The sequence below is a fragment of the Pseudomonas sp. C9-3 genome, assembly GCF_032392015.1.
Classification (GTDB): domain Bacteria; phylum Pseudomonadota; class Gammaproteobacteria; order Pseudomonadales; family Pseudomonadaceae; genus Pseudomonas; species Pseudomonas nitroreducens.
Genome location: NZ_CP135919.1, coordinates 3,264,775 through 3,278,077, shown reverse-complemented (window position 1 = coordinate 3,278,077; position 13,303 = coordinate 3,264,775). Strand labels below are relative to the sequence as shown.

General features: G+C 60.7%; 14 protein-coding genes. 10 read left to right on the top strand and 4 right to left on the bottom strand.

Features of this window, described 5'->3' with window-relative positions:
* Window positions 1-2 precede the first annotated feature (2 nt).
* The 4 genes from RS899_RS14610 (at window position 3) to RS899_RS14595 (ending at window position 3,823) form a co-directional block, all read left to right on the top strand.
* Window positions 3-1,484, top strand: coding sequence for an efflux transporter outer membrane subunit (locus RS899_RS14610; RefSeq protein WP_315810354.1), 1,482 nt, complete (start codon window positions 3-5; stop codon window positions 1,482-1,484).
* A gap of 106 nt (window positions 1,485-1,590) precedes the next feature.
* Window positions 1,591-3,132, top strand: a complete 1,542-nt coding sequence (locus RS899_RS14605) for an MFS transporter (RefSeq protein ID WP_315810353.1) — start codon at window positions 1,591-1,593, stop codon at window positions 3,130-3,132.
* A gap of 51 nt (window positions 3,133-3,183) precedes the next feature.
* A complete protein-coding gene (locus RS899_RS14600) occupies window positions 3,184-3,498 on the top strand; it encodes an antibiotic biosynthesis monooxygenase (protein ID WP_315810352.1) in 315 nt (104 codons plus the stop codon).
* Entirely contained in the window at window positions 3,485-3,823 is a 339-nt protein-coding gene (locus RS899_RS14595) for a LysR family transcriptional regulator (RefSeq protein ID WP_315810351.1), read from the top strand. Before RS899_RS14600 ends, RS899_RS14595 begins: the two co-directional genes overlap by 14 nt.
* A gap of 521 nt (window positions 3,824-4,344) precedes the next feature.
* Here the strand turns inward: RS899_RS14595 and RS899_RS14590 are convergent.
* Window positions 4,345-5,376 (bottom strand): IS110 family transposase, encoded by a 1,032-nt coding sequence (locus tag RS899_RS14590; RefSeq protein ID WP_205335385.1) that lies wholly within the window; start codon window positions 5,374-5,376, stop codon window positions 4,345-4,347.
* Between the two features lie 158 nt (window positions 5,377-5,534).
* On the opposite strand from RS899_RS14590, the gene RS899_RS14585 reads away from it, so the two are divergent.
* The gene (locus tag RS899_RS14585) at window positions 5,535-6,155 is read left to right on the top strand and encodes a tyrosine-type recombinase/integrase (protein ID WP_196708768.1); all 621 of its coding nucleotides are present in this window, start codon (window positions 5,535-5,537) and stop codon (window positions 6,153-6,155) included.
* A 132-nt stretch (window positions 6,156-6,287) separates the two neighbouring features.
* On the opposite strand, the gene RS899_RS14580 is transcribed toward RS899_RS14585, so the two are convergent.
* Entirely contained in the window at window positions 6,288-7,079 is a 792-nt protein-coding gene (locus RS899_RS14580) for a helix-turn-helix transcriptional regulator (protein WP_315810350.1), read from the bottom strand.
* 129 nt (window positions 7,080-7,208) lie between these two features.
* Here RS899_RS14580 and RS899_RS14575 point away from each other — a divergent pair, with 129 nt between their 5' ends.
* A complete protein-coding gene (locus tag RS899_RS14575; protein ID WP_315810349.1) occupies window positions 7,209-8,024 on the top strand; it encodes a carbon-nitrogen hydrolase family protein in 816 nt (271 codons plus the stop codon).
* A 79-nt stretch (window positions 8,025-8,103) separates the two neighbouring features.
* Entirely contained in the window at window positions 8,104-9,198 is a 1,095-nt protein-coding gene (locus RS899_RS14570) for a polyamine ABC transporter substrate-binding protein (RefSeq protein ID WP_315810348.1), read from the top strand.
* Between the two features lie 92 nt (window positions 9,199-9,290).
* Here the strand turns inward: RS899_RS14570 and RS899_RS14565 are convergent, their stop codons facing one another.
* On the bottom strand, window positions 9,291-10,211 hold the full coding sequence (locus RS899_RS14565) for a LysR family transcriptional regulator (protein ID WP_315810347.1): 921 nt from the start codon (window positions 10,209-10,211) through the stop codon (window positions 9,291-9,293).
* A gap of 117 nt (window positions 10,212-10,328) precedes the next feature.
* Here RS899_RS14565 and RS899_RS14560 point away from each other — a divergent pair, with 117 nt between their 5' ends.
* Genes RS899_RS14560 through RS899_RS14550 form a run of 3 tightly spaced genes read left to right on the top strand, consistent with a single transcriptional unit; the run spans window position 10,329 to window position 12,869 of the window.
* Entirely contained in the window at window positions 10,329-11,243 is a 915-nt protein-coding gene (locus RS899_RS14560) for an alpha/beta hydrolase (RefSeq protein ID WP_315810346.1), read from the top strand.
* A gap of 27 nt (window positions 11,244-11,270) precedes the next feature.
* Complete coding sequence (locus RS899_RS14555) at window positions 11,271-12,200, top strand: alpha/beta hydrolase (protein WP_315810345.1); 930 nt, start codon at window positions 11,271-11,273, stop codon at window positions 12,198-12,200.
* A gap of 30 nt (window positions 12,201-12,230) precedes the next feature.
* Window positions 12,231-12,869 (top strand): SDR family oxidoreductase, encoded by a 639-nt coding sequence (locus RS899_RS14550; RefSeq protein ID WP_315810344.1) that lies wholly within the window; start codon window positions 12,231-12,233, stop codon window positions 12,867-12,869.
* A 218-nt stretch (window positions 12,870-13,087) separates the two neighbouring features.
* Here RS899_RS14550 and RS899_RS30965 read toward each other — a convergent pair whose 3' ends face one another.
* Complete coding sequence (locus tag RS899_RS30965) at window positions 13,088-13,303, bottom strand: DUF7661 family protein (protein ID WP_425475327.1); 216 nt, start codon at window positions 13,301-13,303, stop codon at window positions 13,088-13,090.

Genomic DNA, 13,303 nt, shown 5'->3' with positions numbered 1-13,303 from the left:
TCATGAACGTCACTCTGACTAATCGTTCACTGCGCCTGGGTGTCCTGGCCAGTCTGCTGATTGCGCTGATCGCCTGCTCGGTTGAACCAACTTATGAACGCCCCGAGGCCCCGGCCTCGGCGGCATTCAAGGAAGAACTGTCCCCGGCGGAGCGCGGTACCTGGAAAACTGCTGAACCGGCGGACTTCAATGCGAGAGGTGAGTGGTGGAAGGTCTTCGCAGATCCGGCGCTTGATGCACTGGAAGTCCAAGCACTCGCGGCCAACCAGAATCTGCAAGCTGCCGCTGCCCGTATCAAAGAGGCGCGAGGGTTGAGCCAAAGTGCCCGTGGTGGGCTGTTCCCCAGTATTGATGGCGGGGTGGGGGCCACGCGCCAACGTGTTTCTGAAGCCGCTCAACCGGATGGTTCGAGTGCCTATCAGAACACCATGGTTCGCGCTCAGACCGGTATCGCTTATGAGGTCGACCTGTTCGGTCGAGTATCGTCCTCTGTACATGCAGCCCAGGCCGATCTTGAGCAGAGCGAGGCGTTGTTCAGGTCAGTACAGCTCGCCCTGCAGGCCGACGTCGCGCAGAACTACTTCTTGGTACGTCAGCTAGATGCTCAGGCTGGTGTACTGGCCGATGCTGTTGAGTTGCGCGAGCAGGCGTTGAAGTTGGTGGAGACGCGTTTTGCTGACAGCGAAATCGACGAGCTGGACGTATCCCGCGCCCGTGCCGAGTTGGCTACTGCTCGCTCCGATGCCATGACCGTCGCTCGCCAACGTGCCGCTGCGGAACACAGCCTCGCCGTTTTGCTGGGCAAGGCTCCCTCGGAATTCAGCCTGGCAGCAAAGCCTCTGGAAAGTGTGAAGGTACATGTTCCCGCGGGTCTTCCTTCGGCGCTTCTCGAACGGCGTCCGGATATTGCTGCCGCCGAGCGCGCGATGGCGGCGGCGAATGCCCGTATCGGGATTGCCAAGGCTGCATTCTTCCCATCCTTGTCATTGACCGGTTCGGCCGGCTTCGAAGGCTCTACGCTTGGCGATCTGTTCAACTGGAGTAACCGTACCTTCCTGCTTGGGTCGTTGGCCGGTACGGCTCTGAACATCCCGATCTTCGATGGCGGTCGCCGCAGTGGCAATCTCGCGGCAGCCCGCGCGCAGTATGAAGAGGACGTCGCCAACTATCGGCAGCAAGTCCTGGTGGCCTTCCGCGAGGTCGAGGACAACCTTTCTGACCTGAGCATTCTGGAGAGACAGACCCGAACTCAAGGAGAGGCGGTAGCGGCGTCGTCCAGGGCTGCGGATATTGCACGTACACAGTACGTCGAAGGTGCAGTGGCCTACCTAGATGTCATCGATGCCGAGCGTTCGGTTCTCCAGGCGCAGCGAGCCGCCATTGATCTGCAAGGTGTACAGGCCATCGCCACGGTAAACCTCATTCGAGCCTTGGGCGGCGGGTGGGGGACCACTGAAAGTAATGCCGTGGCGAGCAGCCGCTAACGCCCTTTGTGCCTGACTGGCTCAGGCCTCAACTTTCAACACTGTTCCCTCCACAGGTGGAGCGCCATGCGCTCCGCCAGAGGTAACTCTTTGCGTAGGAAAAACCATGACTGCGATAAGCAACGCTCGTTCTGACGAGCAAGGGAAAATCTGGATCTTGGTCTCGATCTGTTTGGCTGCGCTGGTTCTGCCCATGAGCTTCACCGGTGGGGCCGTGGCGCGCCCGGCCATCGGCCATGAGTTGGGCGGTACGGCAGTACAGCTGACCTGGATTACCAACGCCTTCATGCTGACGTTCGGAAGTCTGTTGATGGCTGCTGGGGCCTTGGCCGACCAGTATGGCCGCAAGCGGTTGTTCACGCTGGGAACCGGCCTGTTCACCCTCACTTCATTGGCTCAGGGATTTGCACCATCGGTTCCGTGGTTGGATGTGCTGCGTGCGCTCCAGGGTGTAGCCGGTGCCGCCGCCCTGGCCAGTGGTTCGGCGGCGCTGGCCCAGGAGTTCGAGGGGCATGCCCAAACTCGTGCCTTCAGCATGCTCGGCACCACATTCGGTATTGGTCTGGCCTTCGGCCCGCTGCTGTCCGGGGTGCTGATCGAGAGCTTTGGCTGGCGGGCCATCTTCTTCGCCACCGCGGCTCTCGGCGCTCTTTCGATGGTTTTCGGTCTGCCTCGTATGCGCGAGACCAAAGATCCTGGTGCCACCGGTCTGGACTGGCCTGGAACGCTGACTTTTACCGGAACGCTCGCCACCTTCACCTTCGGTGTAATCCAGGGGCCTGAGAGTGGCTGGGGAAGCCCACTGGTCATCGCGCTGCTCGTTTCATCAGCGGTTTTGCTGGCAGCCTTTATTGCAGTGGAAAACCGAGTGGCTCGTCCGATGCTGGACCTCAGCCTCTTCCGAATTCCGCGCTTCGTCGGTGTCCAAATTCTGCCAATCGGTACCTGTTACTGCTACATCGTGCTGGTGGTGATCCTGCCGTTGCGCTTCATCGGCATTGAGGGCATGAGCGAGATCGAGGCCGGCTGGATGATGCTTGCGCTTTCCGCACCGATGCTCGTCGTACCGTTCCTCGCGGCCAACCTGACGCGTTGGTTCTCGCCTGGTCTCCTGAGTGGCGTCGGTTTCCTGATTTCCGCAGTAGGGCTGCAGTGGTTCAGTCGAGCCGATGTGGGGGCTTCAGGTGCATCGGTGATTGTGCCGATGCTGTTGATCGGTGTCGGGGCAGGTCTTCCGTGGGGGCTGATGGATGGTCTGGCCATTGGCGTGGTCCCGAAGGAGCGAGCCGGCATGGCTACCGGTATCTTCAACACTGCGCGTGTGGCAGGCGAAGGCGTTGCCCTGGCGATTGTTAGCGCCATTCTTGCATCCCTGGCCCAGCAATACCTGATGCAGGCTGCTCCGACTGCACTGCCAGGGTTGGCGAGTGCAGCCCAGCAGGTGGCAGCGGGCGATCTTGCCCATGCCTCAGTTGCCCTACCTGAAGTATCGAGGGAGACGTTAGTTGCAGGCTACGCCAAGGCATTTGAGCTGCTGCTGCACATCCTCACCGGTATCACCATTCTTTCGAGTCTGGCGGTATTTGTCTTCCTTTCTCGTAACGCTTCCCAGGACGCAGCCAGTGAGGGTTTGGAGGCTGGCCACTAACGCTGATACAGCCGGCGCGCCGCGCCGGCTCCACTTCAAGAGGACATCGTCATGTCTATCAACGCCGTGAGCACTCTTGAAATCGAGTGGGGCAAGGGCATAGACGCTGAGCTAGCAGTCGGAATCAGAAATAGCGTCGCCGAGCTTCAGTGCTTGCAGGGGTGCCACAGCTATACCCTTACAGAGAGCGTCGGTCAGTCTCACCGCTGGTTACTGAGCGGGTATTGGTTGAGTGAGGAGGCGATGGATCGCCACTTCACCTCCGTTGCTATGGAGTTGCTACTGATCGCTATTGGCAACTCCGCCGCCGCAGTTCGCTTTGGCAGCTTCTCCCGGCGATTGGGTGAGCAACATGGCACTCGATGAGCAGCTCTTACGTAGCTTGGATCTGAATGCGCTCGTGGTCTTCATGGTGGTGTATCGCGAGCGCGGAGTTTCTCGTGCGGCAGAGTTGCTACACATTACTCAACCTGCCGTCAGCAATACGTTGCGGAAGCTACGCCGACACTTTGGTGACGCACTGTTTATGCCCAAAGGCAAGCATGTTTGTCCCACTGCTTTGGCCGTCCAGATAGCATCGATGCTGGAGCCTGCACTTTCAGAGCTGCAAAGTGCTCTTCGGGCTCGCAGTAGGACAGATGGGGACTTGACGTACGAAATGACCAACGGCGTAAGGTTGGCCCCTGCCTGATTGATATCTCAATCAGAGGGAAGACGGGCGCTTCAGGCCGTTTTCTGCCAGTCGTTGTGACAAAGCATGCTGGCAATCCAATGCAGTCGGTGGTCAGTACGAATGCAAATGACTGGTCAGGTCGAATGCAAAAGGGTGGTCAAGTGGAGTGCAATTTCGCAGTCAGCGCTGCGGGGCAAGATCTGCTGAGTGCGCTATGGCGTAGGTCCTTCGCCAACAGGTGATAAAAGTCGCGAAGCTCCCTATGTCCATATATGGACTCCCCCTCATTGCAAGCTCCCGTCACTTTGGCGCCCGTGCCGACTGCACACGTATATCCGGCCTCTGATTTCGGCATCGTCTTCTGATGCTGGGCCATGATGGGCTATTCGCGCGCGGGCTCCCAATCGCTTCTACGTGCTCTGCGCACATGGACATTTGAGGGGTTTGCTCGCGCCGGTTCGACCGGTTTGCCATCGTTCAGGTTGCTTCGCAATCGTGGGTGACGGTCACTCTCTCGTAGCGTTTTGACTGATAGTGAGTCAGGCCGCAGCCCGTTCCGGCTGGTAGGCAGTGCCATTGCGCAGCATCGCCCAGGCCATGCGCGCGGTCTTGTTGGCCAGCGCGATGGCGGCCACGTTGGTGTGCGATCGTTCAGCCAAGCGGACGGCCCATTGGCTCAGCCGGTCATCCTTGGATGGAGCTGTGCGCAGCACGGATCGAGCGCCATGAATCATCAGTGTTCGCAGGTAGGCATCGCCGCGTTTGCTGATGCCCAGCAGTCGATCTTTGCCACCGGAGCTGTGCTGCCTCGGCGTCAATCCCAGCGAGGCAGCAAACTGTCGACCATTGGCAAACTGACGGGCGTCACCGATGGCCGCGACGAGGGCGGTGGCGATCATCGGGCCGACGCCGCGCAGTTGCTGCAAGCTCTGAGCGCTCGGCTCATTGGCCGCAATCCCGGATATCTCGCAATCCAGCTCCTTGACCCGTTCATCCAGCATGCGCAAGTCGCGCCATAACCCATCCAGCAAATGCCGAAAGCGCAGCGTTAAACCGTTGTCTGCATCCTCCAGCCAGCAGGGAATGGCGCGTCGCAGTGCACACAGTTCTTTCGGTGCAATCAGGCCGTACTCTGCGACCAGGCCACGAACCTGGTTGGCCTTGGCGGTGCGTTGCTCAATCAACCCTGCTCGAATGCGATGTGCCGCCTGAATGTCCTGCTGTTCAACCGTCTTGATCGCCACGAAGCGCATGCTGGGCCGGCTCATTGCCTCACAGATTGCTTCCGCGTCATTGGCGTCGTTCTTGTTGCTCTTCACGTAGGGCTTCACGAACTGGGGCGCGATCAACTTGACCCGAAATCCACGCGCCTCAAGTTGCCGAGCCCAATGATGGGCTCCACCGCAACTCTCCAAGCCAATCTCACAATCGGGCTCGGCCTTCTCCAGGATCGCTTGAAGCCAGCGTTCGCGAGATAACCGCTGCCGCCAGACAGGCCTCTCCTGGCAGTCGACGCCGTGGATCTGGAACACGCTCTTGGCCAGGTCGACCCCAATGCGCATAAGCTTCATGTCTGGACTCCTTCTCATCAGTGACTGCGGTTCGCACCTTCAGTCTGGCACTCGAAGTGCCGAGGTGAGGGGGAGTCCATCCCATTGCTTCTGGCCGGAAGCGGACCTGAGGCTACGAGCGATGCACCCTAGTCCTTCACCCATGTGGAGGACAAATCATGGCCACACTCACATCGAAAGCTCGCGAACCTTGGAACAAGGGCAAACTGGTCGGCCAGAAAGCACCGCTGCGACTTCGGGACATTTGGGCTATCAGAGTGCGACTGGAAATCGCAAACAAGGATCGTGATCTGGCGCTGTTCAACCTTGCCATCGACAGCAAGCTTCGAGCCTGCGATTTAACGAAGCTGCGCGTCAGGGACATAGCTCATGGTGACCACGTGTCGACGCGCGCGATCGTGATGCAGCAGAAGACTCAGCGCCCGGTGCAGTTCGAAATCACCGCTCAGACGAGAGCATCAGTTGAAGCTTGGATCCGTGCTGCTCGCCGTCGCAACGACGATTATCTCTTTCCCAGTCGTGCTCGTCGCTCAGCTCACATATCCACAAGGCAGTACGCCCGCATTGTGAAAGCCTGGGTAACCACAATCGGTCTCGACCCCACGCTCTACGGAACCCATACGCTCCGTAGAACCAAAGCATCACTGATCTATCGCAGAACGAAAAACCTGAGAGCAGTGCAGTTGCTGCTTGGCCATACAAAGCTGGAGAGCACTGTTAGGTACTTGGGTATCGAGGTTGATGACGCTCTGGAGATGGCGGAGCAGACTGAGGTTTGATCATGCTCCCCTGTTGGCGCCGCGCCGCAAGCCGGCGCCTCTTTGAGGTCGCTAGCGGCCATTAGCGGACGCTTAGAGTGGAGAGTGAATCTGCACTCTTGCCCGACAGCCCGCCCCGGACGCCGCTCCACTTCAGGCCCTGGTCTGTGCCTTATGGAATATCTTGAACAGCTCGGCCTGCGACTTGACCTTGAGCTTGGCGTAGACGTGGCGACGATGGACCTTCACTGTCTCGGCGGAAATGTCGAGTTTTGCCGCGGTTTCCTTGTTGGAGCAGCCGCTCAAGACCAGCCGGATGACGTCCAGTTCGCGGTCGGTTAACGGGGTTCCCAGGCGCGTCATCATCTCTTCCAGATTTCCCTGCCAGTGCCCACTCGATGAGTTCGGTGGCTCGCTGACGCCGGCCTCGAAGAACAAACGTTGGCGCATCAGTCCGCAGACCCACGGGCGGACCAAATCCAGTAACGCGATCTGCTGCGGCTCGAAGCGCGTGCGGCTGCCCAGAGACAGGCACACCGTGCGTCCGCCGCTCAAGCAGACGTTGTACTGCACCTCGTCCTGCACCACGTTATGGGTGAAGTACAGCCGATAGTACTCAGTGTCGCCGAAGCACTCCGGCGCCACCTCGGCCAGGCGAAACAGGCCGCTCGCCGGCTTCTCGCGGTTGGCGATGTAGAACGGGTCGAGCAGATACAGGCCCTGCACATAGTCATGGAACAACGGATCGGGCCCGCCGCCCTCGTAGGGGCTTTCGGCAAAGATGCGCGGACGCTCGTCGCTGAACAGCAACGCCACCCAGCTGCCGAGCTGCACATGCTGGTCGAGCACATCGGCCAGCGCGCGCCAGAAATCCGGCTGGTCCAGGCGCTCGGCGAGCTGCCCGAAAGCGCGGTGCCAGGCTACGTCCAGGAGCGTCAATTCCATGCATGTACCCCCAGGGTTAGCTAAACGGCGGAATAGGAAATTCGATGGCGGCTCGCATACTTGCACTGGCCTGGCGCAAATGTCACCGACTTTCCCGCCCGGCCCCGGTTCATCGACAAGGTCCGAACAATGAAGCTTGAACTCGTGCAACAGGCCGCCCGCGACGGCGACACTCCCCACAACCTCCACCGCATCCTGCAAGCGATTGCAGGATGCTCGCCGGACACCGATATCGTCGTCTTCCCCGAAGCGCAGATCACCGGCTTCCTCAATGCACAGAACATCGCCGCCAACGCCGAAACGCTGGACGGTCCGAGCGTGAACGCCGTCCAGCGTGCGGCGCGCGAGCGTGGCGTGGCGGTGGTGGTCGGTCTGATCGAGAACGATGGCGGCCAGTTCTACAACACCACCGTATTCGTCGCCCCCGAAGGGCTGCTGTTGAGCTATCGCAAGACCCACCTGTGGATCTCCGAACCGGGCCTGGTGCTGCCCGGCGACCGCTACGCCACCCTGCAATGGCGCGGCGTGCGAATCGGCCTGCTGATCTGCTACGACAGCGAGTTCCCGGAAAGCGCCCGTGCCCTGGCGGAGCTGGGCGCCGAGTTGATCCTGGTCACCGATGGCAACATGGAGCCCTACGGGCACGTGCACCGCACCTCGATCGCCGCGCGCGCCCAGGAGAACCAGGTGTTCGCGGCGGTGGTGAACCGCGTGGGCGAAGGCGAGGACGAGATCACCTTCGCCGGCTGCAGCGCCGTGGTTGATCCCTTCGGGCATACCCTGTTCGAGGCCGGTAACCGCGAGTGCCGGCACTTCGTCGAACTGGACTTCGGGCAGATCGCCCGTGCCCGCGAGCTTTACGACTACCAGGTGGAGAAGCGCTTCCGCCTGCCGGGGGAACGCATCGAGCACGCCGATGGGCGCCATGAACTATTGATTCCCTGACCCCAGCGCTTTTCGCTACCTGCCAACAAAAACAGACTGCCGGCCGTCCACAGCAGGACAGGCCGGCCAGGAGCCCTGCATGAAACACCCGCTTCTCTTCTCGTTTGGCCTGGCCTCCTTGCTCGTGCTGGGCAATGCCCAGGCCGAGCAGCCGACTGTGCACCTGTACAACTGGTCCGACTTCCTCGCCCCGGACACAGCTAAAGAGCTCCAGGCCGCCGCCGGAATTACCCTGGTGCAGGACGTCTTCGACGATGCCGAGGTGATGCAAAGCAAGCTGATGGCCGGCCGCAGCGGCTACGACGTGGTCATGGTTCCGGACGATTTGCTGCCCAACTTCGTCAAGGCCGGTGTGCTGCAGGAACTGGACCGCGCGCAGCTGACCAACTGGCCGCACCTGGACCCGGAAGTGCTGAAGAAGCTGCAGGTGAACGACCCCGGCAACCGCTACGCGGTGCCCTACATGTGGGGCACCACCGGCATCGGCTACAACGTCGACAAGGTCACCCAGGCGTTGGGGGCCAATGCGCCGGTCAACTCCTGGGACCTGATCTTCAAGAAGGAAAACATCAGCAAACTGAGCGCCTGCGGCGTGGCCATGCTCGACGCGCCGGTGGAGATCATCCCCATCGCCCTGCACTACCTGGGCCTGCCGCCCAATAGCAAGAACCCGAACGACTACGACAAGGCCGAAGCACTACTGCGCGACATCCGCCCGTACATCCGCTACTTCGACTCGTCGAAATTCCCCTCCGACCTTGCCAACGGCAACATCTGTGCGGTGGTCGGCTGGGGTGGTTCGGTGTACAGCGCCCAGCAGACTGCCGAGCGTGCCCACAACGGCATCAAGATCGCCTACAGCATCCCCCGCGAAGGCGCGCCGGTTTGGGTGGAGAACATGGTGCTGCTCAAAGATGCGCCCCATCCGCAGCAGGGCTACGCGTTCATGGACTACATCCTGCGGCCGCAGATCACTGCGCAGAACTCCAACTATGTGGGCTATCCCAACGGCAACAAGGACGCCACCGCCCTGATCGACGCCCCTCTGCGCGACAACCCGTCGCTCTACCCGTCCCAAGAGATCATGAGCACCCTCTATCCGCTGGAAACCCTGCCCCTGCGGCTTGAACGCGTGCGTACGCGCAGCTGGACCAAGATCAAGACCGGCACCTGATCGGCCTGGAGTCAAAGCAAGAGAGGTCGATTTCTGCTGGTTGTTGCCGGCAGGAATCGACCAGCAGCGGACATTGAGCAGCCCCATCCGATTCAGCCCAGGGCCCCACGCTTCTCTACAAGGAAATCGATCAGCGCCCGCACCTTGGCCGGCATCTGGGCGCGCGTGGGGGCATACAGGTAGAAGCCGGGGAAAGACTGGCACCAGGGCTGCAGCACGCGAACCAGTTCTCCGGATGCCAGTTGCTCACGGACGCAGACGTCCAGGTACTTGATCAGCCCGACGCCCTGGACGGCGGCCTTTAGCATGCTCTCGTCGTCGTTGAAGACGACGCTGCCCCTTGGCTCGAACACCTGAGTGATTGCCTCATCCTCCGGCGACGTGAAAGCCCAGCGATCCAGCGTCCCACTGCTGGTGAAGCGGTAGGCGAGGCAATTGTGCTGGACCAGGTCGGCCGGTGTCTGCGGGATGCCATGGCGTTTGAAGTACGCCGGTGATCCGACGATCGCCATCTCGATTCGCGGCGTGATCGGCACGGCCACCATGTGTTCGTCCAGGCTCTCGCCCAGCCGAATCCCGACATCGGCTCCGTCGGCAATGATGTTGGCGAAGCCATCGTTGAGCGCCAGTTCCAGCCGCAATCCGGGATAGCGGGAAAGGAATTCCCCCAGGTGGGGCTCCAGCAATGTCCGTGCGGCGATGCGCGAGGAGTTGACACGAATCAGCCCCGTTGGCGCGGACGTCACTTCACTTAGCTCGGCAACGGCTGTGTCGATCATCTTTAACGCGGGCGCTACCGCCTCGAACAGGCGCCGGCCCTCCTCGGTCAGCGACATATCCCGTGTCGTGCGATGCAACAACCGGACGTTCAGCTGCTGCTCAAGGCCTTTGAGGTGCTGCGAGAGTGCCGCCCGGGAAATTTCCATCTCCGTCGCCGCCTTGGTGAAGCTGCGATGGCGGGCGATGTGGACGAACCAGGCCAGGCCGGGAAGCAGCGCAGGATTGATCGACATATTGTTTAGCCTTGCTTACGAGTCATGTCAATTTTGGCACGTTTTTCCAAAACAAAACTGGGCCTAGCATGAATCCATCGAGCAACGCCCTGTTGCTCACTCCCAGGAGCCAGGCTCATGCAACACATCCGCATTCAAACCCTCGATGGTCATGGCATCACACTCGCCGCTGATCTCCATCTGCCTGCCGGTTTCGACCAGAACAAACAGCACCCCACCATCGTCGTTGCCCACCCGGGCGGTGGCGTCAAGGAGCAGGCTTCCGGCCTGTATGCCCGCAAGCTGGCCGAACAGGGCTTCCTGGCAATCGCCTTCGATGCATCCTTCCAGGGTGAAAGCACCGGCTTGCCGCGCCAGCTGGAGAACCCCTACATCCGCACCGAAGACATCAGCGCCGTAATCGACTACCTGACGACCCTTCCGTATGTCGACGTCAACCGAATCGGCGCGATGGGCATCTGCGCAGGCGCCGGCTACACCGCCAATGCCGCAATCAATGACCGCCGCATCAAGGCAGTCGGTACGGTCAGCGCCGTAAACATCGGCCAGATGTTCCGCAACGGCTGGGAGAACACCGTCAAGGATGCCGAGGCCCTGCCGTACATCGAGCACGGCTCCCAGGCCCGCACCCAGGATGCACAGGGCAAGGAGTTGGCCACCCTGTCCCTGGCACCGATGCGCGAAGAAGATGCTCCCAACGAAGAACTACGCGAAGCCTGGGAGTACTACCACACCCCGCGCTGCGAACACCCCAATGCACCGGGCTTCATGACCGCCCGCAGCCTGCCGCAGATCATCACCTACGACGCCTACCACAAGGCCGAAGCCTTCCTGACTCAACCGTTGCAGATCGTCGCGGGCACCCAGGCCGGCAGCAAATGGATGAGCGATGACCTGCTCGCCCGTGCAGCCTCCGGCGACAAGCACATGCACCTGATCGAGGGCGCCAACCACATGTCGCTCTATGACAAGCAACCCTATGTCGACGAAGCCGTGTCGGTGTTGGCCGGGTTCTTCCAGAGCCGCCTGTAAGCCATTCCCTTGTTCGGAGCACGCAGCATGACCACCATCCAGCACGTCACCTACCGCAATCTGGGCTGGGACTCGGCCGCCAACCTGTACCTGCCGTCGGGTTTCGATGAGAGCAAGAAATACCCCACGATTGTCAGCACCCACCCCATTGGCAGCTGCAAGGAGCAGACCTCAGGTAACGTGTACGGCCAGCAACTGGCCGAACAGGGCTTCGTGGTGCTCGCCTTCGATGCCAGCTTCCAGGGTGCCAGCGGTGGCGAACCGCGCTTTATCGAAGACCCGGCCATCCGCGTTTCCGACATCCGCTTCGCTATCGACTTCCTGGTCGCCCAGCCCTATGTGGATGCGCAACGCATTGGCGCCATCGGCATCTGCGGTGGCGGTGCCTACACCATCAACGCAGCGATCACCGACCATCGCATCAAAGCCCTCGTCTCGATTACCGGCGTCAACTTCGGACGGCTGATCCGCGAAGGTTTCAGCCAGTTCGATCCGCTCGGCGCCCTGAAAGCGATGGCCGCCCAGCGCACCGCCGAAGCCCAGGGCGCGGCACGCCATGTGATCAACTACCTGCCGGAGTCGGTAGAAGCCGGGATACAGGCCGGCCTGACGGACATCGACGTACTGGAGGCCACCGAGTACTACAAATCCACACGCGGCCAGCAACCCCATGGTGCCACCAGTGGCCTGTTCTCCTTCAACAGTGCAGCGATGGCCTGGGATGCATTCGCCCATGCCGAAACGCTGCTGACCCAACCGCTGCTGGTGGTGATCGGTGACAAGCCCGGCGCCTTTGGCGCCTACCGCGACGGCTGGGAGATTTATGGTCGGGCGGCGTCCGCAGCCAAGCAGATTCTCGTCGCCGAAGGCTGGTCGCACTACGACCTCTACGACAAGCCGGAGCCGGTGGCCCTGGCCATGGCCCAGGTCGTGCCCTTCTTCAAGGAATACCTGTAGTTCACGCAAATCGCAGACGCGGAGCGCCTCATGAAAAATGTACTCATCCTCGGCGCCACTGGGCAGATCGCCTCGTGGGTCGTACGAGGGCTTGGGCAACTGAACGGAGTGCAGCAGACCATACTGCTGCGCGACCCCAGGAAGCTTTCCGGAGCGGAGCCCGATAATGCTCGAGTGGTTATCGGCAACGTGCTGGATCAGGAACTGCTGCGCGAGGTCATGGTTGGCCAGGATGTTATCTACGCGAATCTCAGCGGCGACGATCTGGAGGAGCAGGCACGCAGCGTGATCGAGGCCATGCAGGCCAGCAAGGTCAAGCGCCTGATCTTTGTCCTGTCACTGGGCATCTACGACGAAATCCCTGGCAAGTTTGGCCAGTGGAATCACGAAGTCATCGGCGAACCGCTCAAGTACTACCGGCGCGCCGCCGATGCCATCGAAGCCTCAGGGCTGGATTTCACCATCCTGCGCCCAGCGTGGCTGACCGACGAGGACGAAGTGGACTACGAAACCACCGGCAAGGGTGAGCCATTCAAGGGCACGGTGGTGTCGCGCAGGAGCGTGGGTGACCTGGTCATTCAGCTGATCCGAAACCCCGGCCTGCATGTTGGCGCGAATCTGGGCGTGAATAAGCCCGGGAGCGATGGCGACAAGCCTTACTTCATGTAGTCCCTGACGGAGCGTTCCCGCCAGCCACGTGGCGGGGACGACATTGAGGTCGGATTGGCGGCGTACCTGAACATCCGCTTTGGGTCGGTAGCGGCCTCTCGCCAGGGGCAGCTACCGACCCATAGCGGGCGTTGGGCAGGTTGGCCAGTCAATGGTGGCTCACTAGGGACTGTTGCCAAAATATCTCCAGAAAATCAATGACCTAGCACAGAGGTAACTTATCTCAGGCGAACCACACAAGGCCTCTCAGCGCTTGCGGATTCGTGATAAACATCGTCCAGCCAACTCAAGATTTCATCCGCACCTATGAAATTGGGAATGACTACATCCGCAGCCCTTGATCGCTTTCCTGTACTTTGATCAAGAGAATAAACCTGCCATTTATCTTCTTCTTTCTGGACACCTAGCGTCCTTCCAAATACGTCATAGACCAT